Raw genomic sequence first — 20407 nt, forward strand, 5'->3', positions numbered from 1 at the left:
TTTGCAGCCCAGGGCCATGACGCGGATGTTTAACTATGCGCATTCCTCGCATTTATCACCCTGAGCCACTCACTTCCGGCCGCCAAATTTCACTGTGTGAAGATGCAGCCAACCATATCGGCCGCGTACTGCGTATGGGGCCAGGCCAGGCGCTACAGCTGTTTGATGGCAGCAATCAGATATTCGACGCCGAAATCACCCACGCCAGTAAGAAAAGCGTGGACGTGAAGGTGCTTAACGCTGAACTCGACGATCGAGAATCGCCGCTGCACATCCACCTGGGCCAGGTGATGTCGCGGGGTGAAAAAATGGAATTTACTATCCAAAAATCGATTGAACTGGGTGTAAGCCTCATTACGCCACTTTTTTCTGAGCGCTGCGGCGTTAAACTGGACAGCGAACGCCTGAACAAGAAGCTCCAGCAGTGGCAGAAAATCGCCATTGCCGCCTGCGAACAGTGCGGTCGTAATCGGGTGCCTGAAATTCGCCCGGCGATGGATCTGGAAGCGTGGTGCGCCGAACAGGATGAAGGTCTGAAACTGAACCTGCATCCCCGCGCCAGCGCCAGCATCAATACGCTGCCGCTCCCGGTGGAACGCATCCGCTTGCTGATTGGCCCCGAAGGTGGGCTGTCGGCAGATGAAATTGCCATGACCGCACGGTATCAGTTTACTGATATTCTGTTAGGACCTCGCGTTCTGCGTACTGAGACAACTGCGCTCACCGCCATCACCGCGCTACAGGTGCGTTTTGGCGATCTGGGCTAACGGAGAAGAACAATGATCAAGCTCGGCATCGTGATGGATCCCATCGCAAGCATCAACATCAAGAAAGATTCCAGCTTCGCTATGCTGCTGGAAGCGCAACGTCGCGGTTACGAAATTCATTATATGGAAATGGCCGATCTCTATCTGATCAACGGTGAAGCCCGCGCCCGTACACGTACCCTGAGCGTAGAGCAGAACTACGACAAATGGTATGAGTTCAATAGCGAGCAGGATCTCCCGCTGGCAGATCTGGACGTCATTCTGATGCGTAAGGATCCGCCGTTTGATACCGAGTTCATCTACGCAACCTATATTCTGGAACGTGCAGAGGAGAAAGGGACGCTAATCGTCAACAAACCGCAGAGCCTGCGCGATTGTAACGAGAAGCTGTTCACCGCATGGTTTGCCGACCTGACGCCGGAAACACTGGTCACGCGTAACAAAGCGCAGCTGAAAGCCTTCTGGCAAAAACACAGCGACATCATTCTCAAACCGCTGGACGGCATGGGCGGCGCATCTATTTTCCGCGTGAAGGAAGGCGATCCGAACCTTGGCGTTATTGCCGAAACACTGACCGAGCACGGTACCCGTTATTGCATGGCGCAGAACTATCTGCCGGCAATTAAAGACGGCGATAAACGCGTGCTGGTGGTCGATGGCGAACCCGTTCCGTACTGCCTGGCGCGTATTCCACAAGGCGGCGAAACCCGTGGCAACCTGGCAGCCGGCGGTCGTGGCGAGCCGCGTCCATTAACCGACAGCGACTGGGAAATTGCACGTCGCATTGGGCCAACGCTGAAAGCAAAAGGTTTGATTTTTGTCGGTCTGGATATCATTGGCGACCGTCTGACGGAAATTAACGTCACCAGCCCAACCTGTATTCGTGAAATTGAAGCGGAGTTCCCGGTTTCGATTACCGGTATGCTGATGGACGCCATCGAGGCACGTTTGCAGAAATAAATAAGTTGCCGGATGGCGATGCCTTCGCCTTATCCGGCCTACATTCGCACCCCGTAGGCCGGATAAGGCGAAGCCGCCATCCGGCAAAGCTATCTTCAGAGGGTGACATCTTCGCGCTTTGCCCACATACTGGGCTCTGTTGCTTTTTTGAACCAGGAAACAGAACCTCTGACAATGAATTTACAGCATCACTTTCTAATTGCCATGCCTGCTCTCCAGGATCCGATTTTCCGCCGTTCCGTGGTGTATATCTGTGAACACAATGAGAACGGAGCAATGGGGATTATCGTCAATAAGCCTCTGGAAAACTTACAAATTGAAGGGATTCTGGAAAAGCTGAAGATTACTCCAGAAGCACGCGATCCTGCCATTCGTCTGGACAAACCGGTGATGCTCGGCGGCCCACTGGCGGAAGACCGTGGATTTATTCTACACACCCCGCCGTCACGCTTTGCCTCCAGTATTCGCATTTCAGATAACACTATCATCACCACCTCCCGCGATGTACTTGAAACCCTGGGTACGCAGGAGCAGCCATCTGAAGTGCTGGTTGCGCTGGGCTATTCATCATGGGAAAAAGGTCAACTGGAACAAGAGCTCCTGGATAACGCCTGGCTCACTGCTCCCGCAGACCTCAACATCTTATTTAAAACGCCGATTGCCGACCGCTGGCGCGATGCGGCGAAGCTTATCGGGATTGATATTCAGACCATGCCTGGCGTGGCGGGACACGCCTGATGAGCGGAACATTACTCTCTTTTGATTTTGGTACGAAAAGTATCGGCGTCGCGGTTGGTCAACGCATTACCGGTACGGCGAGACCCTTGCCCGCCATCAAAGCACAGGACGGTACGCCAGACTGGAGTTTGATTGAACGCCTGCTAAAAGAGTGGCAGCCGGACGAAATCATTGTCGGCCTGCCGCTCAACATGGATGGCACCGAACAACCCCTTACTGCGCGCGCGCGCAAATTCGCTAACCGCATTCACGGTCGCTTTGGCGTAACCGTAACGCTGCACGATGAACGTTTGAGCACCGTCGAAGCCCGCTCAGGCCTGTTTGAGCAAGGCGGATACCGGGCGTTGAATAAAGGCAAAGTAGATTCCGCTTCTGCCGTTATTATCCTTGAAAGCTATTTCGAGCAGGGCTACTAAAGTCGCCCCTGCGCCTGGCGCTGCTGCTGACTTTGTGCAAACGTCTGCATACCTGTCTGCTGCCCGGTTTGAATCACACCGGGTAGCTGATGCGTTTTCCCTTCGCGGATCAAATTACCCACGGCGGGCGTGTTGACGAGCAGTTCGAATAGCGCCACGCGTCCTCCCTGCTTATCTTCCTCCAGCTTTTGCGAAAGTACCGCCCGCAGGCTGTCTGCCAGCTGGTTACGCACCGGATCTTTCTCCTGAGCGGGAAAGGTGTCCACCAGCCGCGCGATGGCCTGCGCCGCCCCTCGCGTATGTAAGGTTGCCAACACCAGATGCCCGGTCTCCGCTGCCGTTAAGGCCAAACGAATAGTTTCCACGTCGCGCAGCTCGCCCAGCAAAATGACGTCGGGATCTTCGCGTAACGCGCCGCGCAAACCGGCAGCAAAAGAAGCGCAGTGTACGCCCACCTCCCGCTGTTGAATAAGACAACGCTGGCTGGTGTAGCGATATTCAATCGGATCTTCCAGCGTCAGAATATGCCCCGCAATATGTTGATTAAGGTACTCCACCATCGCCGCCAGGGTGGTTGATTTACCGCTGCCGGTGGCTCCAGTGACCAGAACTAATCCATTTTCACCGTGCAGCAGTTCAGGTATGGCCTCGGGGGTCTGGAGATCGTCTAAACGAGGACATTCAAGCGGTAGCAATCTTAGCGCCGGCGAGGTTCCCTGCTGATGAGCAAATGCGCTGGCGCGTAGACGCCGGGAGTCCGCCAGCGTAAGGGCAAAATCAATCTGCCCCTGTTCCCGCCACTGTACCTGTTGTTGCTCACTGAGCCAGCACATCAGCAGATCCTCCACGTCAGGGGGAGTAAATGGTGCTATTTCGACTTTTCCACGTATGCGCCAGCGCGCAGGCCATGCATTGCACAGGTGTAGATCCGACACGTTATGCTTTACACTAAGGGCCACTATTTCTTCCATATTCATATGAACATCCTCGGAAAATGAACGATATCGCGCATAACCTGGCACATGTCCGGGACAAAATCTCAGCCGCCGCGACGCGTTGCGGGCGGTCTTCAAAAGAAGTTATGTTGCTTGTAGTCAGCAAAACCAAACCTGCGAGCGCCATCGAAGAAGCCATCGTCGCTGGATTATTTTCAATTGGTGAAAACAACGACTAATAGCGAGTAGTCACGCTCTTGATTTTCCATACACCTTTTTCTTCTACCATGCAGTCAATAACTTTTTGAGATGACTCACCTGTTCCAAATGTCAAATAGACATTGGTACAAATAGGATCAGCTATAATTAGATCAATACTGATATGCTTACTCCAGTCTTCATCTGCAAAACCCTGAACTTTTAGAAAATAATCCTCTTCAAGCTCATTGCTTCTATAAGCTTGCTTTAATTTATTCAATGTATCAATAATAACATAAGGCTCTAATGCCGTCGGATCATCTGCAACTGGGATGATATTATGAGCAATCTGCTTGATATACCAGGCATTGAATTTTAATGCCTGAGTATCAGCAGGTATTATTCCTGCCATAGCAAACGATGAGAATAGAAAAGTAAATAATATCAATCGTTTCATCAGTTATGCCTATAGAGTTTATACGAGGGCTGATTTTTACGATAACCAGGTCCGGGATACACACCATGTTCGATTGCTGCTGTTACTGCCCTGTCACAATAACCTGTAGCGTGCGCATGAGCATTATTCCTAACAAAATTTACAGCGGCTTCTTTATTCCACATTTGCAAAACCTCATTTATAAACGAAGAGTATGAAATATCACAAAGCGAACCATCACCTTGAACATTAAATGCTTCCAACTCTATTTATTGACATCGCAAATATGCCCGTAATCTGTATTTTCGATGTGTATTGCTGCTTAATAATAAATGAAGTTATAATATTTACCTTACCAATTATCTAATGTTTTTGCTTTATTAGAAATAAATATCATCCCTAATTTTATAACTGTAGAATATTTACACTGGCGCAAACTGGAGCTGAATAAAACGAATTGAAAATCCTGTCAGTTAAATCTGTTTACGTCCTCCTACAGACTCACATTTTTATACTCAGCCTATCTGCAGCCTTCCCAGGTGTAGTAAATGGTGCTATTTCGACTTTTCCACCTATGCGCCAGCGCGCAGGCCATGCATTGCACAGGTGTAGATCCGACACGTTATGCTTTACACTAAGGGCCACTATTTCTTCCATATTCATATGAACATCCTCGGAAAATGAACGATATCGCGCATAACCTGGCACATGTCCGGGACAAAATCTCAGCCGCCGCGACGCGTTGCGGGCGGTCTTCAGAAGAAGTTATGTTGCTTGCAGTCAGCAAAACCAAACCTGCGAGCGCCATCGAAGAAGCCATGACCGCAGGGCAGCGTGCCTTCGGTGAAAACTATGTCCAGGAAGGGGTGGATAAGATCCGCTACTTTCAGGAAAAAGGCGTTAACGATCTGCAGTGGCACTTTATCGGCCCGCTGCAGTCGAACAAAAGTCGTCTGGTCGCTGAACATTTTGACTGGTGCCATACAATTGATCGTCTGCGTATCGCTGCCCGTCTGAGCGAACAGCGCCCTGCGGAACTGCCGCCGCTCAATGTGTTGATTCAGATTAATATCAGCGATGAGAACAGTAAGTCAGGTATTCCGCTTGCAGAGCTTGATGCACTGGCCGCTGAAGTCGCCGCGTTGCCACGGATTACCCTGCGTGGTCTGATGGCGATTCCGGCGCCAGAGTCAGATTATGTAAGGCAGTTTGAAGTTGCACAGCAAATGGCGGTAGCATTTGCCGGGTTGAAAACACGTTACCCAAGTATCGACACGCTCTCACTGGGGATGTCTGATGATATGGATGCCGCCATTGCGGCGGGTAGCACGATGGTGCGCATCGGCACTGCCATTTTTGGTGCTCGTGATTACACTAAAAAATAAGGAAAACTAAGGAACACCATGAATACGTTGACCTTCCTGCTCTCAACGGTAATTGAGCTGTATACCATGGCGCTGCTGCTGCGCGTGTGGATGCAATGGTCTCGCTGCGATTTCTACAACCCGTTCTCGCAGTTTATTGTGAAAATCACTCAGCCCATTATTGGGCCGTTACGCCGTATCATTCCGCCGATGGGGCCAATTGACAGCGCATCGGCATTAGTTGCGCTCGTTCTGAGCTTTATCAAGGCCATCGTGCTGTTTAAGGTGGTTACGTTCCAGCCGATCATCTGGATCGCCGCCGTGCTGATTGTCCTGAAGACCATCGGACTGCTGATTTTCTGGGTTCTGCTGGTGATGGCGATTATGAGCTGGGTCAGCCAGGGCCGCAGCCCTGTGGAGTACGTGCTGATTCAACTGGCGGATCCGCTGCTGCGTCCTATTCGTCGCTTACTTCCAGGCATGGGTGGGATCGATTTCTCGCCAATGATCCTGGTTCTGCTGCTGTATGTCATTAACATGGGCATCGCAGAAGTGTTACAGGCGACAGGTAACATGCTGCTGCCGGGGCTGTGGATGGCGCTATGAGTGCCGTTACCCCCTGCGATGACGGTCTGGTTTTACGGCTCTACATTCAGCCTAAAGCCAGCCGTGACAGTATTGTAGGTTTACATGGCGACGAGTTAAAAGTCGCCATTACCGCCCCACCGGTTGATGGGCAAGCCAATAGCCATCTGGTGAAGTTTCTCGGCAAACAGTTCCGTGTGGCAAAAAGCCAGGTCGTCATTGAGAAGGGCGAGCTTGGTCGTCACAAACAGGTTAAAATCATTCATCCGCAACAGATCCCGCCCGAAATTGCGGCGCTAACTGATTAGGTATCCCATGCAAAAAGTTGTCCTCGCGACCGGCAACGCCGGTAAAGTGCGTGAACTCGCCTCTCTTCTGAGTGATTTCGGTCTTGATGTTGTTGCTCAAACGGATCTGGGTGTTGATTCTGCAGAAGAGACCGGGCTGACGTTTATTGAGAACGCCATTCTGAAGGCACGTCATGCCGCGCAAATTACCGGTTTACCCGCCATTGCTGATGACTCCGGTCTGGCGGTAAATGCCCTTGGCGGCGCGCCGGGCATCTATTCAGCCCGCTATTCCGGCGAAGATGCAACCGATCAGCAGAACCTGGAAAAACTGCTCCACACCCTGCAGGATGTTCCTGATGACAAGCGCCAGGCACAATTCCACTGCGTGCTGGTGTATATGCGCCATGCAGACGATCCAACACCTGTGGTTTGCCACGGACGCTGGCCGGGCGTTATTGCCCGTGAACCTGCCGGAAACGGTGGTTTTGGCTACGACCCAATCTTCTTTGTGCCGTCTGAAGGGAAAACCGCCGCCGAACTGACCCGCGAAGAAAAGAGCGCGATTTCTCACCGCGGACAAGCGCTGAAGCTGCTGCTGGATGCCCTGCGTAATGGTTAAGCTTCCGCCGTTAAGTCTTTACATTCACATCCCGTGGTGCGTGCAGAAATGCCCGTACTGCGACTTCAACTCGCATGCGCTTAAAGGCGAAGTCCCTCATGACGACTATGTGCAGCATCTGCTGAGCGATCTGGATTCTGAGGTGGTCCACGCCCAGGGCCGCGAGGTAAAGACGATTTTTATCGGTGGTGGTACGCCGAGCCTGCTTTCTGGCCCGGCAATGCAAACGCTGCTCGACGGCGTGCGCGCACGGCTGAATCTCGCCGCAGATGCAGAAATCACGATGGAGGCGAATCCCGGTACGGTGGAAGCCGATCGCTTTGTGGATTATCAACGTGCTGGCGTAAACCGTATCTCCATTGGTGTGCAGAGCTTTAGCTCCGCCAAACTCGAACGTCTGGGACGTATTCACGGGCCGGAAGAAGCCAAACGTGCAGCGCACCTGGCGAGCGGTCTGGGACTACGCAGCTTTAACCTCGACCTGATGCACGGTTTACCGGATCAGACGCTGGAAGAGGCGCTGGGCGATTTACAACAGGCCATAGCGCTTAACCCGCCGCATCTTTCCTGGTATCAGTTGACCATCGAACCGAATACGCTGTTCGGGTCCCGACCACCGGTATTACCGGACGACGACGCGCTGTGGGATATTTTTGAGCAAGGCCACCAGTTGCTGACCGCCGCGGGGTATCAGCAGTACGAAACTTCAGCCTACGCCAGACCGGGTTATCAGTGTCAGCACAACCTAAATTACTGGCGTTTTGGCGACTACTTAGGCATTGGTTGCGGCGCGCACGGCAAAGTCACTTTCCCAGACGGTCGCATCCTGCGCACGACCAAAACGCGACATCCGCGCGGATACATGCAAGGACGTTATCTGGAAAGCCAGCGAGATGTCGCCGAGGCCGATAAGCCGTTTGAGTTCTTTATGAACCGTTTCCGGCTGCTGGAAGCCGCGCCTCGCGCGGAGTTCACGCAATATACCGGGCTTACCGAAGACGTTATTCGTCGACAGATCGATGAGGCCATTGCCCAGGGCTATCTGAGTGAATGCGATGAATACTGGCAGATTACCCAACACGGTAAGCTATTTTTGAATTCTCTGCTGGAGCTGTTTCTGGCGGAGTGATGCTCGATGCGCCCACGGGCGCATTATTGACAGGTGTGCCTTTAGTGGTCAGCATGGCGGAAAACTTTACAGGATGGTCTTTCGTCCAGGTCTTTCAAAAAATGCATAATCCCCGACCAATCCCACTAAGGTGTATAAATATGCAAAATAACGATCGGCAATCATCATAACCACAAAAATGATGAGCGAATTGATCGTTACGCATATTCAGGAGGTTTTGAGAAAACGCCCCAGTCGAATGACCGGGGCCGGAGTGATTAATACTGATTAAACATTTCCTGGATCTGCTTAGGATCCTTGGTTTGGGTCAGAGCCAGTTGCAGCAGAACACGCGCTTTTTGCGGGTTCAGAGAGCCTGAAGCCACAAATCCGTATTTCGCATCATCAACTTCAGCATCCTGGGTGGTGGCGCCCGTTGGTACACGGGATGAGCGCACCACAACAGTACCTTTATGCGCGGCAGTTGCCAGCGTATCGAAAATGGTTTTATACAGGTTACCGTTACCTACACCCGCACTGACGATCCCGGCGTAACCCGCATCTACCAATGCTTTGGCTGGCAGATCGGAGGCGTTAGCGTAGTTGTAAACAATCCCAACTTTCGGCAGCTCGGTCAGCTTAGATACGTCGAACGGCGTGGATGTGGTGTGCTTACGCGCAGGCGTACGCTGGTAGTCGATTTTACCGTTATGGATATACCCCAGCGGACCATAGTTAACGGATTTGAAAGTAGCGACATCCGTAGTGTTAGTTTTGGTCACATCGCGACCATCCATAACGGTGTCGTTCATCACCACCAGCACACCACGGTTGGCAGAGGCTTTGTCTGCGGCGGTTACCACGGCGTTATACAGGTTGAAGGGGCCATCAGCGCTCATACCTGTAGACGGACGCATTGCGCCGACCAGCACCACCGGCTTGTTGCACTTGACGGTGAGATCGAGGAAATAGGCGGTTTCTTCCATGGTATCCGTACCATGTGTTACCACGAAGCCGTCAGTTTTATCACACTCGGTATTAATCTTTTTCGCCAGCGTTAGCCAGACATCGTCATTCATATCCTGGGAGCCGATGTTCACCACCTGCTCGCCTTTCACAACGGCGATATCTTTCAACTGAGGTACGGCATCAACCAAATTTTCTACGCCGACTTTGCCTGCCGTGTAGTTAGATTTTGTTGCGGAGTCACCACCGCCGGCAATCGTCCCGCCGGTAGCTAAAATAGTGATGTTTGGCAGTGCAAGCGCCGCGCCGCTGAAACCCATAACCAGTGCGGCAAGTGCCGTTCTCTTGAAAAACTCCATGTTATTTCTCCAGTTACTTGAATTTGCAGCATTATGTCTATCTTACAGATGAATAATGTGACGCCATCCAATTAACCAGATTTATATCTCCATCAAATTGTTATTCTTAGAGATGGATATCAAAAAAACAGAAAAATACAAAATAAAACGGCACAGAATGTTTCTGTGCCGTTAAAAAGAGGTGAAGATTATTTCAGAGTGCTAACCAGCGTTTTACGATCGTTTTCCAGCGTCACGACGCGGGCACAAACATCTTTGCCAAACTGCTGGAAGTCTTGTTCCTGATTCTTCCATTCGTTCTGAATTGAGGTTTGTAAACCTCCGAGGCTTCCGAGCACGCCCTGCAGCGGATTACCACCGCCTTTGAGCACGGCTTTCGCCCCCATCTCGTTGATGCTGTCCTGCAAAATACCGCCCATCGCCTGATTGACCAGCTGTTGTCCATCCGCGCGAACCTGATCAATCGCCTTATAATGGAAGGTCAGGCCGTCAGTGCGATGCTCAATAATGCGGTTCATCTGCTCTTTCAATTGCGCATCCAGCTTAGTTAAGCGGCCACGCATGTTGCTGCTTTCGCCGACCTCTTTGGCGATGATTTTATCCAGCGCCACGCGACCTTTCTCCACGCGCGCTCTGGCACCTTCATCAATCCACGGCAGGCTGCTACGCAACGCCGCCTGATAATCTTTGGCCTGTTCACGCTGCGCGGCGTTCAGGTTGTACTGTTTACCGTTAAAGGTGACATCACCGGCCTGGGTTATGACCAGGTTGCCGTTCTCACCCTTCACCTGTACCGTTTGTGGACTCAAAATCACATCGTCACGCGGGGTGACGCTGCACTGATAATCAGCATGTGCGGCCATCGCCGTGAACGTTAGGACTGCCGCCAGCAGCGTTTTGCGCATCATATCTTTCCCTCAATACAAATTGGGCCGGCATTTGCCGACCCTTTGCTACTTAGTCCCACCAAATATCGAAAAGTTCGCTGGTGCGCACTTCTTCGAGTTTCCGCTCTTCCAGCCACTTACGCACGATAGCCTGATGTTCTTCGGTGCATTTGCCGATTTCCTGCAGACAGATCAGACCTTCCCAGGCCAGATAGCCGCTGCCGTCAAAGGCCAGCTTGTTCGGTTCGATAACTTCATTGATAAAATCATCAACGATTTGATCGACCTGCTCTCCAGATGTACCTTCCGGGAAACGCCATGCAACCGAAAATCCTACTTCCTGGAATTCGTCGATGTGCATTTTTTTACGCAGACGACGGCTACGGTTCTTTGCCATTATTTCACCCTCTCGAACATTAAGTCCCATACGCCGTGGCCAAGACGATGACCACGTTGTTCAAATTTGGTTACCGGGCGCGATTCCGGGCGCGGTACATAATCGTTACTCTCTGACTGGTTTTTATACCCGTCAATCGAGGACATCACTTCAAGCATGTGCTCCGCATAGGCTTCCCAGTCGGTTGCCATGTGGAACACGCCGCCCAGCTTCAGCTTGCTTAAGATATGCTCAGCAAACGGTACCTGAACGATACGGCGTTTATTATGACGTGCTTTATGCCACGGGTCAGGGAAAAACAGCTGAACCATAGATAAAGAATTGTCAGGAATCATTTTATGCAGGACTTCGACGGCATCATGGCACATGACACGCAGGTTCTCGACGCCCTCTTCATGAGCTGAAGCCAGACACGCGCCAACGCCCGGTGAGTGAACCTCAATGCCGAGGAAATTTTGCTCCGGACGCGCTTTCGCCATCGCCACCAGCGAAGCCCCCATACCAAAACCAATTTCAAGCGTGACTGGCGCATCGCGACCAAACAGCGCAGCGAAATCCACAGGTTCTTCGCTGAACTCAACGCCCATCACCGGCCAGTAGTTTTCCAGCGCGTGTTCCTGCCCTTTCGTCAGTCGCCCCTGGCGACGAACAAAACTACGAATCCGGCGCAGAGGGCGGCCGTTTTCATCAAATTCCGGTGAAATGACGTCGTTCTTCATAAAAGTTTAGTCTGCTGTGTTTGAGTTCTGAAAACGGGCATTATCCAAAGTTAGTTGCCGGATGCAAGTAAAGGAAGAAAGTGAGCAGCGGAAAGTTCCGGTTTACACCCCGTTGCCGCTGTGCTGCAATCTTGCCCCCGGCAATAATGAAACGGTAATCATGCAAGCGTCTCAATTCTCGGCTCAGGTTTTGAGCTGGTACGACAAATACGGGCGGAAAACGCTGCCCTGGCAAATTGACAAGACGCCTTACAAAGTATGGCTCTCTGAGGTGATGCTGCAACAAACTCAGGTTGCGACCGTTATCCCCTACTTTGAGCGCTTTATGGCGCGCTTCCCAACGGTAACGGATTTAGCCCATGCGCCGCTGGATGAAGTCCTGCATTTATGGACCGGGCTGGGCTATTACGCTCGAGCGCGTAATCTGCATAAAGCCGCACAACAGATTGTGACGCTGCACGGCGGCTCATTCCCGCAAACCTTTGATGAAGTGGCCGCCCTGCCAGGCGTCGGACGTTCAACTGCAGGCGCGATCCTTTCGCTCTCCCTGGGTCAGCATTTTCCGATTCTTGACGGTAACGTCAAACGAGTGCTGGCTCGCTGTTATGCTGTAAGCGGCTGGCCGGGTAAAAAAGAGGTCGAAAAGAAACTGTGGGAGTTGAGCGAGCAGGTTACGCCAGCCCATGGGGTTGAGCGGTTTAATCAGGCGATGATGGATTTAGGCGCCATGGTCTGTACGCGCTCAAAACCCAAATGTTCCCTGTGTCCGTTGGAAAATGGCTGTGTGGCGAGCGCCGATGCAAGCTGGGCGCTGTATCCGGGTAAAAAGCCCAAACAGACATTACCAGAACGGACGGGCTATTTTTTACTGATGCAGCATGAAAACGAGGTGTTGCTCGCGCAGCGACCACCCAGCGGCTTATGGGGTGGCTTATACTGTTTTCCGCAGTTTGATGATGAGGATGGGCTACGCGACTGGCTGGCGCAACGGCAAATTAACGCAGATAATCTGACCCAACTTAATGCGTTTCGCCATACCTTTAGCCATTTCCACTTAGATATTGTGCCTATGTGGCTTCCCGTGTCCTCATTCACCTCATGCATGGATGAAGGCAACGCGCTCTGGTATAACTTAGCGCAACCGCCGTCGGTCGGACTGGCGGCCCCCGTGGAGCGTTTGTTACAGCAATTACGTGCCGGCACACAGGTTTAACGTACCGGTCGATAAAGAGGATTTTTTATGAGCAGAACGATTTTTTGCACTTTCCTGCAACGCGAAGCAGAAGGACAGGATTTTCAGCTGTACCCGGGCGATCTGGGAAAACGCATCTATAACGAGATTTCTAAAGAAGCATGGGCGCAATGGCAGCATAAACAAACCATGCTGATTAACGAGAAGAAACTCAATATGATGAACGTTGAACACCGTAAGTTACTGGAACAGGAGATGATTAACTTCCTGTTTGAAGGTAAGGATGTGCATATTGAAGGCTATACGCCTGAAGAAAAAAAATAAGCATCGCTTGCTGGCAATCTCGTAGGCCGGATAGGGTGCTTGCACTGCCATCCGGCAAAACGATACAACAACAAACACAACACGCACTCCCGGAATGATGAAAAAATTTCTCGCGCTTGCCGTTATCGCGCCGTTGCTCATCTCCTGTTCCAGTTCGACCAAAAAAGGCGATTCCTATAACGAAGCCTGGGTCAAGGATACCAACGGTTTTGATATTCTGATGGGGCAATTTGCCCATAACATTGAGAATCTGTGGGGATTTAAGGAAGTGCTGATTGCGGGTCCGAAGGACTACGTAAAGTATACCGATCAGTATCAAACCCGCAGCCATATCAATTTTGATGACGGTACGATAACCGTCGAGACCATTGCCGGGACAGATCCCGCCGGACATCTGCGTCTAGCGATTATCAAGACGTTGCTGATGGGCGATGATCCGGGTTCTATCGACCTCTATTCCGATGTCGACGACATTAAGATTTCCAAAGAGCCGTTCCTGTACGGGCAGGTAGTCGATAATACCGGCCAGCCTATTCGTTGGGAGGGACGTGCAACCAACTTTGCCAACTACCTGCTACAAACGCGACTGAAAAAGCGCAGCAATGGCTTGCGTATCATCTATAGCGTGACGATCAATCTGGTCCCAAATCACCTTGATAAGCGCGCGCATAAATACGTCGGCATGGTACGTCAGGCTTCACGTAAGTATGGCGTCGACGAGTCGCTGATTCTGGCCATCATGCAAACCGAATCCTCGTTTAACCCGTATGCGGTCAGCCATGCCGATGCGCTGGGACTCATGCAGGTGGTACAACACAGCGCCGGAAAAGATGTGTTCCGTTCCCAGGGGCGCTCAGGCACGCCAAGCCGTAGCTTCTTGTTTGACCCGGCCAGCAACATTGATACCGGTACTGCCTATCTGGCAATGCTGAATAATGTCTATTTGGGCGGCATTGATAATCCGACCTCGCGTCGCTATGCGGTGATCACCGCGTATAACGGCGGTGCGGGCAGCGTGCTGCGCGTGTTCTCGAACGATAAAATTCAGGCCGCAAACATCATTAACAGCATGTCCCCTGGGGACGTTTATCAAACGCTGACCACCCGACACCCATCTGCTGAATCACGCCGATATCTTTACAAGGTCAATTCCGCACAAAAATCATATCGTCGCCGCTAATGTATCCCTCTCTTGCCCCCTAAAACGGGGGCCTGAAGAGGGAAAAACGTTAACTCCATCACTCTTTTGCTTTGCAATCCGAAATTGTTTGCAAATATTTGTCACAGGTAACAAAAAAAGAGTGCCTCTCGTTGATAGAATCACATCATATAGCCACGGCAAATGTGCCTTTTAAAACATTCATCCGCATTACGGTGTGAGGAAATTAACATGAATCTTAAGCTGCAGCTGAAAGTTCTCTCGTTTCTGCAGTTCTGCTTATGGGGTAGTTGGCTCACTACCCTCGGCTCCTATATGTTTGTCACCCTTAAATTTGATGGTGCATCCATTGGCGCGGTGTACAGCTCGCTGGGGATCGCCGCCGTGTTTATGCCTACGCTGTTAGGGATCGTGGCTGACAAATGGATCAGTGCGAAATGGGTGTACACCATTTGTCACCTGGTCGGCGCAGCAACGCTGTTCGCCGCAGCCGAAGTCACCACGCCAGGCGCCATGTTCTTTGTGATCTTGCTTAACTCCCTGGCCTATATGCCAACGTTGGGGTTAATCAACACCATCTCTTACTATCGCCTGCAATCAGCCGGGATGGATATTGTTACAGACTTCCCGCCAATCCGTATCTGGGGCACCATCGGCTTTATTCTGGCGATGTGGGCGGTAAGCTTCTCCGGCTTTGAACTGAGCCATATGCAGCTGTATATCGGCGCGACGCTGTCCGTCGTATTGGCGCTGTTCACCCTGACGCTGCCGCATATCCCGGTCGCCAATCAGCAGAAAAACCAGAGCTGGTCTTCCATGTTGGGCCTGGATGCCTTCGCGCTGTTTAAAAACAAGCGGATGGCGATTTTCTTCATCTTCTCTATGATGCTGGGCGCAGAGCTGCAAATTACCAATATGTTCGGTAATACCTTCCTGCACAGCTTCGATAACAATCCACTGTTCTCCGGCAGCTTCATCGTTGAACACGCGTCGGTGATGATGTCGATTTCGCAGATCTCCGAGACGCTGTTTATCCTGACCATCCCGTTCTTCTTAAGCCGTTACGGTATTAAGAACGTGATGCTTATCAGTATTGTGGCGTGGATGCTGCGCTTCGGCCTGTTTGCCTACGGCGATCCAACACCGTTTGGTACCGTGCTGCTGGTTCTGTCGATGATTGTTTACGGCTGCGCCTTCGACTTCTTCAACATCTCTGGCTCCGTGTTTGTAGAGAAAGAAGTTCGCCCTGAAATCCGCGCCAGCGCACAAGGCATGTTCCTGATGATGACCAACGGCTTCGGTTGTATTCTGGGCGGTCTGGTGAGCGGTAAAGTAGTTGAACACTATACGCTGAACGGTATTACCGATTGGCAGACCGTGTGGCTGATCTTCGCAGGTTACTCGCTGGTTCTGGCTTTTGCCTTCGTTGCGCTGTTTAAATACAAACACGTACGCGTTCCGGCAGGCGCCCAGACTATCGCGCACTAATCTTTATTGATTAAATAGGGTCACCTGATGGTGGCCCTATTTGGTCAGATGACGCTTACTTCAGAACATATCCATACAGACGTTTAATACCGTCTGCATCCGTTTCACTGTAAACCCCTTGCAGCTCCGGCGAGAAGCCCGGCAGCAGGTTTATGCCCTCTTCCAATGCCAGGAAGTAACGTTGCACCGCCCCGCCCCATACTTCGCCCGGTACCACGCACAGTACGCCCGGAGGATAAGGCAGCGCGCCTTCTGCCGCAATGCGACCTGCGGCATCACAAATACGCACCAGTTCAACATCACCGCGGATAAAGGCGCTGTTAGCATCCTGTGGGTTCATCGCCACGGCAGGCAAACTCTCCTGACGGAACATCGCTTTTTGCAGATCTTTCACATCAAAGCTGACGTACAGTGAGTGCATCTCCTGACACAGTTCACGCAGCGTGTAATCCCGGTAACGTACCGGATACTTGTTGAAGACGGTGGGCAGCACGTTTGCCAGCGGCGTATCGTCCTCAATATGCTGTTCAAACTGCGCCAGCATCGCGACCAGTTGCGCCAGTTTCTCAGCGCTTTCTGCCGGGGTCAGCAGGAACAGAATCGAGTTAAGGTCGCATTTCTCCGGCACGATACCGTTTTCACGCAGATAATGCGCCAAAATCGTCGCCGGAATACCAAACTCAGTATATTGCCCGGTTTGCGCATCAATGCCCGGAGTGGTTAACAGCAGTTTGCAGGGATCGACAAAATACTGGTCGCGTGCATATCCAGAAAAACCATGCCATTTAGCACCAGGTTCAAAGCTAAAGAAGCGACGCTCGCTGGCAATCACCTGTGTCGGATAGCTTTCCCACGGTTTGCCATCCACTACCGGAGGAATAAACGGTTGAAGCAGCTTACAGCGGGTAATAATCGCTTTGCGGGCCTCGATCCCCAGCGTCACACATTCCTCCCATAGCCGACGGCCGCTCTCGCCTTCATGGATTTTGGCGTTAACGTCCAGCGCCGCAAACAACGGGTAAAACGGGCTGGTGGAAGCATGCAGCATAAACGCATTGTTCAGACGCTTATGCGGGCAGAAGCGCGCCTGGCCGCGAATATGGTTATCCTTTTTATGGATCTGCGAGGTTTGCGAGAATCCGGCCTGCTGTTTGTGTACCGACTGAGTGACAAAGATCCCCGGATCGTTAGCATTGAGCTCCAGCAGCAGCGGCGACCCATCGGCCATCATCGGGATAAATTGCTCGTAACCGACCCATGCGGAATCAAACAGAATGTAATCGCACAGGTGACCGATCTTGTCGATCACCTGCCGGGCGTTGTAGATCGTACCGTCATAGGTACCCAACTGAATGATCGCCAGACGGAACGGGCGCGGTTGATCAGCCTTTTGCGGCGCAACTTCTCGAAGTTGCTGGCGCAGATATTCCTCATCAAAGCAGTGCTCATCAATGCCGCCAATAAAGCCAAACGGATTACGCGCCGCTTCCAGATAAACCGGCGTAGCACCCGCCTGGATCAGCGCCCCGTGGTGGTTCGATTTATGATTGTTGCGGTCAAACAGCACCAGATCGCCGCGCGTCAGCAGCGCATTGGTGACCACTTTATTGGCCGCAGAGGTCCCATTCAGCACAAAGTAGGTTTTATCCGCGTGGAAAACTTTCGCGGCAAATTTCTGCGCATGTTTCGCTGAACCTTCATGAATCAACAGATCGCCAAGCTTAACGTCAGCGTTGCACATATCCGCGCGAAACAGATTCTCACCAAAGAACTCATAGAAATGTCGGCCCGCAGGATGCTTCTTAAAAAACTCACCGTGTTGGTGTCCCGGGCAGGCAAACGTGCTGTTCCCCATTTCGACATACTGGGTAAGCGTGTCATAGAACGGCGGCAGCAGCTCTTCCTCATACTGACAGGCAGCAGATTCCAGCTCCAGCCAGTCCTGAGCCTGACCGCGAATTACCGCATTAACGCCCGCAGGCACATCAACATCAGACTCTGCGAACAGAAACACAGGTAGATGAAAACCGGTGCGTTTCAGCAAAGCCAGGATCCCACTGCGGCTGTCCGCAACGGTAATGACGACTGCCGCAACGTCAGTAAAATCGGTACTGTCCAGCGACACCACCTGACGATGGCTGGACAGACGAGAAACCAGTTCACTACTGGCGGCAATTTTCATTGATTTCATAAGCGCAATAACCCGTTTCGGGAAAATCAAAAGTCCCGGACAACGCCGCATGGCTTTGCCCACGAAATGACAGGTCAAACTGGTTACCAGCCCCGACCGCCAGACATCAGTAAAAGCAGATAGCCTCTGATTTTACTGTTATCCTGCAGTGAGCGTGCGCTGCCCTCACCGCATGGTGGGAGCGTAAAGATAAGTCGCGGGAAGGGGCAAACGTCGCGCAAAAAGGCGATGTTGAAGGCGATGTAGGGGGAGTAATATCATCCCAGGCAGCCCCATTCAGACAGGAGAAAATTCGCGCAATCATGGCACCTTTCAATTACAGGCGCAAGATAAAATCTTGCGCGAAAACCTTACAGATCAGCAAGCATTTCGTCTGAAAGTTGCGGCATAATAATGCAATCTGAAACATAATTTCACCCAGCTAATTGCCTTTAGTATCAAGACGATGATGGGTATGCAGGAGCAAATGTGGTAATCGGACCCTTTATTAATGCCAGCGCCATTTTATTTGGTGGCATTCTCGGCGCGCTGCTCAGCCAGCATATACCAGAACGCATTCGGGTCTCCATGACCTCTATTTTCGGGCTGGCCTCGTTAGGGATTGGTATCTTGCTGGTTATCAAATGCGCCAATCTACCGGTGATGGTTTTGGCAACGCTCGTCGGCGCATTAATTGGCGAGTTTTGTCATCTCGAAAAAGGGATCAATGCCGCGGTAGCCAAAGCGCAGCAGGTTTTCACCCGCTCGGACGCCAACGTAACGCACGAATCCTTTATTCAAAGCTATGTGGCTATCATTGTGCTGTTTTGCGCCAGCGGTACCGGGATCTTCGGTGCGATACATGAAGGGATGACAGGCGACCCGAATATTTTAATCGCCAAGTCATTTTTGGATTTCTTCACGGCCATCATTTTTGCCTGCTCATTAGGAATCGCGGTATCCGCCATTTGCATGCCGATGCTGGCAATCCAGTTAACGCTTGCCACCTGTGCAGCACTGATTTTACCCCTGACGACGCCAGCTATGATGGCCGATTTCAGCGCCGTAGGCGGTCTATTGCTGCTGGCAACCGGTTTGCGTATTTGCGGCATCAAGATGTTTGCGGTTGTGAATATGCTTCCTGCCCTGCTGCTGGCAATGCCGCTTTCCGCCGCCTGGACGGCATTTTTTGGCTGAGAATGCGTGCATTAGCAGCAATGTGGTGATAGATTGTGCAGTCTGCATTGATTTGAAGAAATTTCGTTGACGAAGCGAAGCGAATCGGGTTTAATGCGCCTCGTTGCCCGGATAGCTCAGTCGGTAGAGCAGGGGATTGAAAATCCCCGTGTCCTTGGTTCGATTCCGAGTCCGGGCACCACTTATTCAGAGCTTGTTCGTTAAGAGATAAAATCCTTAACGGGTAAGACAGCAGTCCCCATACGGCATGATGATGGTACTCGTGTTACCACATCAGTTGAAAACGGGACTTAAATCCAGAGAATGCGCATACCATTTTCTGGATTTTTTTATGTCCGCACTTTATCCGTTCAAAAGCCAGTATCTAGCCCTTTCTCTCGTTCTGATCGCTAACGCTGCAACTATTTTCCGGTTCCTCAAATTCACGACAAATTAATGTGATGCTTTCCATGGGAATTGGCTCTTCTGTTAGACCACACCAGGGATGCCCATTTATCGACTGATGAAACCGGCAAAAACGGCACTCACCGAACATTCTGGCCCCCTGATTTTTCTGCATACTCCGCAGATGGGCCAGAAAAACTGTTTTCAGTTGTTCCTCAGAAAAAGCTAATGAATCCCACGGCTCCTGCAGTGTCTCCTGCATGATGCTATGCATCACTTCACTCGCTTTGGATGTCAGAACCAGATGGACAACCCGTTTATCCTTGCCGTCATTTTCTCTTCTAATCCAACCTTCACGCTCTAGTTTGTTCAGGGACTGCGATACCGTGCCTTTAGTCAGCCCGAGGTATTCCGTGGTTGCAGCGGGCGTATTGGAATAACCATTGCATCGCGTTAAATAGAAAAGAATCTGAACCCATGTTGTGGGAAGTCCTTTCAGTTGCGGATGGCGATAAAAGCTGCCCATTTGCAGGCTCACCAGGCGTTCAAGAATATCAAAGAGTGTCACAGTAACCTGCCTCTGCTTGCCGGGATACGTGCTGGATAAACAAACGTCCAGACTTTCTAACGATAGGGATTTACTGTCATCAATAGTATCGATTCAAAACCATATTGACAATATTTTCAGTGTGTGTGTAATATCAAATGGTATCGATTCGATACCATTTGATATTACACAAGGAAAGTCA

The 20407-nt window shown here is 51.4% G+C and carries 22 protein-coding genes, 1 tRNA gene and 3 pseudogenes; 16 read left to right on the top strand and 10 right to left on the bottom strand.

Features of this window, described 5'->3' with window-relative positions; genetic code table 11:
* Positions 1-35 precede the first annotated feature (35 nt).
* From rsmE to ruvX, 4 genes are all read left to right on the top strand, one after another.
* On the top strand, positions 36-767 hold the full coding sequence (gene rsmE, locus N0B36_RS13770; protein ID WP_181220827.1) for a 16S rRNA (uracil(1498)-N(3))-methyltransferase: 732 nt from the start codon (positions 36-38) through the stop codon (positions 765-767).
* Positions 768-779: 12 nt separating this feature from the next.
* Positions 780-1727 carry a glutathione synthase gene (gene gshB / locus N0B36_RS13775; protein ID WP_016154394.1) on the top strand — a complete coding sequence of 316 codons (948 nt, stop codon included), beginning with the start codon at positions 780-782 and terminating at the stop codon, positions 1725-1727.
* A gap of 174 nt (positions 1728-1901) precedes the next feature.
* Complete coding sequence (locus N0B36_RS13780) at positions 1902-2465, top strand: YqgE/AlgH family protein (protein WP_016154395.1); 564 nt, start codon at positions 1902-1904, stop codon at positions 2463-2465.
* Positions 2465-2881, top strand: a complete 417-nt coding sequence (gene ruvX / locus N0B36_RS13785; protein WP_003825428.1) for a Holliday junction resolvase RuvX — start codon at positions 2465-2467, stop codon at positions 2879-2881. The genes N0B36_RS13780 and ruvX overlap by 1 nt, the downstream gene beginning before the upstream one ends.
* On the opposite strand, the gene N0B36_RS13790 is transcribed toward ruvX, so the two are convergent.
* Positions 2878-3858, bottom strand: a complete 981-nt coding sequence (locus tag N0B36_RS13790) for a type IV pilus twitching motility protein PilT (RefSeq protein ID WP_259688497.1) — start codon at positions 3856-3858, stop codon at positions 2878-2880. The two genes, ruvX and N0B36_RS13790, sit on opposite strands and share 4 nt — an antisense overlap.
* A 17-nt stretch (positions 3859-3875) precedes the next feature.
* Between N0B36_RS13790 and N0B36_RS13795 the strand changes: the two are divergent.
* Positions 3876-4046: pseudogene (locus N0B36_RS13795) on the top strand (YggS family pyridoxal phosphate enzyme); the annotation flags it as partial.
* Positions 4047-4051: 5 nt separating this feature from the next.
* On the opposite strand, the gene N0B36_RS13800 reads toward N0B36_RS13795, so the two are convergent.
* Positions 4052-4471 (bottom strand): DUF3828 domain-containing protein, encoded by a 420-nt coding sequence (locus tag N0B36_RS13800; RefSeq protein ID WP_047499283.1) that lies wholly within the window; start codon positions 4469-4471, stop codon positions 4052-4054.
* A 516-nt stretch (positions 4472-4987) separates the two neighbouring features.
* A pseudogene (locus N0B36_RS13805) lies at positions 4988-5113 on the bottom strand (type IV pili twitching motility protein PilT); the annotation flags it as partial.
* A 17-nt stretch (positions 5114-5130) separates the two neighbouring features.
* Between N0B36_RS13805 and N0B36_RS13810 the strand changes: the two are divergent.
* From N0B36_RS13810 to hemW, 5 genes are read left to right on the top strand one after another with little or no spacing between them, the layout of a single operon-like run.
* Positions 5131-5835, top strand: a complete 705-nt coding sequence (locus N0B36_RS13810) for a YggS family pyridoxal phosphate-dependent enzyme (protein ID WP_016154400.1) — start codon at positions 5131-5133, stop codon at positions 5833-5835.
* A gap of 18 nt (positions 5836-5853) precedes the next feature.
* Positions 5854-6420, top strand: a complete 567-nt coding sequence (locus N0B36_RS13815; RefSeq protein ID WP_016154401.1) for a YggT family protein — start codon at positions 5854-5856, stop codon at positions 6418-6420.
* Positions 6417-6707: a DUF167 family protein YggU gene (yggU, locus tag N0B36_RS13820; RefSeq protein WP_005123286.1), complete on the top strand. Its 291-nt coding sequence runs from the start codon at positions 6417-6419 to the stop codon at positions 6705-6707. The genes N0B36_RS13815 and yggU overlap by 4 nt, the downstream gene beginning before the upstream one ends.
* Before the next feature lie 7 nt (positions 6708-6714).
* Entirely contained in the window at positions 6715-7308 is a 594-nt protein-coding gene (locus N0B36_RS13825; protein WP_016154402.1) for an XTP/dITP diphosphatase, read from the top strand.
* Complete coding sequence (hemW, locus tag N0B36_RS13830; protein ID WP_259688499.1) at positions 7301-8437, top strand: radical SAM family heme chaperone HemW; 1137 nt, start codon at positions 7301-7303, stop codon at positions 8435-8437. Before N0B36_RS13825 ends, hemW begins: the two co-directional genes overlap by 8 nt.
* Before the next feature lie 25 nt (positions 8438-8462).
* On the opposite strand, the pseudogene N0B36_RS13835 reads toward hemW, so the two are convergent.
* The 5 genes and pseudogenes from N0B36_RS13835 to trmB all read right to left on the bottom strand — a co-directional run.
* A pseudogene (locus N0B36_RS13835) lies at positions 8463-8575 on the bottom strand (DUF1202 family protein); the annotation flags it as partial.
* Positions 8576-8694: 119 nt separating this feature from the next.
* Complete coding sequence (ansB, locus tag N0B36_RS13840; protein ID WP_047499274.1) at positions 8695-9741, bottom strand: L-asparaginase 2; 1047 nt, start codon at positions 9739-9741, stop codon at positions 8695-8697.
* 188 nt (positions 9742-9929) lie between these two features.
* Positions 9930-10649: a DUF2884 domain-containing protein gene (locus tag N0B36_RS13845; protein WP_016157447.1), complete on the bottom strand. Its 720-nt coding sequence runs from the start codon at positions 10647-10649 to the stop codon at positions 9930-9932.
* Positions 10650-10698: 49 nt separating this feature from the next.
* Positions 10699-11025: a YggL family protein gene (locus tag N0B36_RS13850; protein WP_019077661.1), complete on the bottom strand. Its 327-nt coding sequence runs from the start codon at positions 11023-11025 to the stop codon at positions 10699-10701.
* Positions 11025-11744 (bottom strand): tRNA (guanosine(46)-N7)-methyltransferase TrmB, encoded by a 720-nt coding sequence (gene trmB, locus N0B36_RS13855; RefSeq protein ID WP_016154407.1) that lies wholly within the window; start codon positions 11742-11744, stop codon positions 11025-11027. The genes N0B36_RS13850 and trmB overlap by 1 nt, the downstream gene beginning before the upstream one ends.
* 160 nt (positions 11745-11904) lie before the next feature.
* Here trmB and mutY point away from each other — a divergent pair, with 160 nt between their 5' ends.
* From mutY to N0B36_RS13875, 4 genes are all read left to right on the top strand, one after another.
* Complete coding sequence (gene mutY / locus N0B36_RS13860; protein WP_259688501.1) at positions 11905-12957, top strand: A/G-specific adenine glycosylase; 1053 nt, start codon at positions 11905-11907, stop codon at positions 12955-12957.
* Positions 12958-12984: 27 nt separating this feature from the next.
* On the top strand, positions 12985-13260 hold the full coding sequence (locus N0B36_RS13865; RefSeq protein WP_016154409.1) for an oxidative damage protection protein: 276 nt from the start codon (positions 12985-12987) through the stop codon (positions 13258-13260).
* 94 nt (positions 13261-13354) lie between these two features.
* A complete protein-coding gene (gene mltC, locus N0B36_RS13870; protein WP_016154410.1) occupies positions 13355-14440 on the top strand; it encodes a membrane-bound lytic murein transglycosylase MltC in 1086 nt (361 codons plus the stop codon).
* A gap of 210 nt (positions 14441-14650) precedes the next feature.
* On the top strand, positions 14651-15907 hold the full coding sequence (locus N0B36_RS13875; RefSeq protein ID WP_016157449.1) for a nucleoside permease: 1257 nt from the start codon (positions 14651-14653) through the stop codon (positions 15905-15907).
* Between the two features lie 55 nt (positions 15908-15962).
* On the opposite strand, the gene N0B36_RS13880 is transcribed toward N0B36_RS13875, so the two are convergent.
* Complete coding sequence (locus N0B36_RS13880; protein ID WP_200049071.1) at positions 15963-18098, bottom strand: ornithine decarboxylase; 2136 nt, start codon at positions 18096-18098, stop codon at positions 15963-15965.
* A gap of 468 nt (positions 18099-18566) precedes the next feature.
* Here N0B36_RS13880 and N0B36_RS13885 point away from each other — a divergent pair, with 468 nt between their 5' ends.
* Positions 18567-19274: a DUF554 domain-containing protein gene (locus N0B36_RS13885; protein WP_046274954.1), complete on the top strand. Its 708-nt coding sequence runs from the start codon at positions 18567-18569 to the stop codon at positions 19272-19274.
* Between the two features lie 105 nt (positions 19275-19379).
* Positions 19380-19455 (top strand) — tRNA-Phe (locus tag N0B36_RS13890).
* Between the two features lie 183 nt (positions 19456-19638).
* Here the strand turns inward: N0B36_RS13890 and N0B36_RS13895 are convergent.
* On the bottom strand, positions 19639-20226 hold the full coding sequence (locus tag N0B36_RS13895; protein WP_049282739.1) for a MarR family winged helix-turn-helix transcriptional regulator: 588 nt from the start codon (positions 20224-20226) through the stop codon (positions 19639-19641).
* Positions 20227-20407: the final 181 nt, after the last annotated feature.

Origin of the sequence: Citrobacter sp. XY323 (assembly GCF_025106035.1) — a bacterium.
GTDB classification, from domain to species: Bacteria; Pseudomonadota; Gammaproteobacteria; order Enterobacterales; family Enterobacteriaceae; genus Citrobacter; species Citrobacter braakii.

Excerpts from the sequence above, each read along its gene's own strand:
- N0B36_RS13815 (WP_016154401.1), top strand. The coding sequence starts at position 5,854 with ATGAATACGTTGACCTTCCTGCTCTCAACGGTAATTGAGCTGTATACC.
- ruvX (WP_003825428.1), top strand. The coding sequence starts at position 2,465 with ATGAGCGGAACATTACTCTCTTTTGATTTTGGTACGAAAAGTATCGGC.
- mltC (WP_016154410.1), top strand. The coding sequence starts at position 13,355 with ATGATGAAAAAATTTCTCGCGCTTGCCGTTATCGCGCCGTTGCTCATC.
- hemW (WP_259688499.1), top strand. The coding sequence starts at position 7,301 with ATGGTTAAGCTTCCGCCGTTAAGTCTTTACATTCACATCCCGTGGTGC.
- trmB (WP_016154407.1), bottom strand. The coding sequence starts at position 11,744 with ATGAAGAACGACGTCATTTCACCGGAATTTGATGAAAACGGCCGCCCT.
- N0B36_RS13810 (WP_016154400.1), top strand. The coding sequence starts at position 5,131 with ATGAACGATATCGCGCATAACCTGGCACATGTCCGGGACAAAATCTCA.
- N0B36_RS13800 (WP_047499283.1), bottom strand. The coding sequence starts at position 4,471 with ATGAAACGATTGATATTATTTACTTTTCTATTCTCATCGTTTGCTATG.
- N0B36_RS13790 (WP_259688497.1), bottom strand. The coding sequence starts at position 3,858 with ATGAATATGGAAGAAATAGTGGCCCTTAGTGTAAAGCATAACGTGTCG.
- N0B36_RS13880 (WP_200049071.1), bottom strand. The coding sequence starts at position 18,098 with ATGAAATCAATGAAAATTGCCGCCAGTAGTGAACTGGTTTCTCGTCTG.
- mutY (WP_259688501.1), top strand. The coding sequence starts at position 11,905 with ATGCAAGCGTCTCAATTCTCGGCTCAGGTTTTGAGCTGGTACGACAAA.
- gshB (WP_016154394.1), top strand. The coding sequence starts at position 780 with ATGATCAAGCTCGGCATCGTGATGGATCCCATCGCAAGCATCAACATC.
- N0B36_RS13845 (WP_016157447.1), bottom strand. The coding sequence starts at position 10,649 with ATGATGCGCAAAACGCTGCTGGCGGCAGTCCTAACGTTCACGGCGATG.
- yggU (WP_005123286.1), top strand. The coding sequence starts at position 6,417 with ATGAGTGCCGTTACCCCCTGCGATGACGGTCTGGTTTTACGGCTCTAC.
- N0B36_RS13825 (WP_016154402.1), top strand. The coding sequence starts at position 6,715 with ATGCAAAAAGTTGTCCTCGCGACCGGCAACGCCGGTAAAGTGCGTGAA.
- N0B36_RS13780 (WP_016154395.1), top strand. The coding sequence starts at position 1,902 with ATGAATTTACAGCATCACTTTCTAATTGCCATGCCTGCTCTCCAGGAT.
- ansB (WP_047499274.1), bottom strand. The coding sequence starts at position 9,741 with ATGGAGTTTTTCAAGAGAACGGCACTTGCCGCACTGGTTATGGGTTTC.
- N0B36_RS13850 (WP_019077661.1), bottom strand. The coding sequence starts at position 11,025 with ATGGCAAAGAACCGTAGCCGTCGTCTGCGTAAAAAAATGCACATCGAC.
- N0B36_RS13865 (WP_016154409.1), top strand. The coding sequence starts at position 12,985 with ATGAGCAGAACGATTTTTTGCACTTTCCTGCAACGCGAAGCAGAAGGA.
- rsmE (WP_181220827.1), top strand. The coding sequence starts at position 36 with ATGCGCATTCCTCGCATTTATCACCCTGAGCCACTCACTTCCGGCCGC.
- N0B36_RS13875 (WP_016157449.1), top strand. The coding sequence starts at position 14,651 with ATGAATCTTAAGCTGCAGCTGAAAGTTCTCTCGTTTCTGCAGTTCTGC.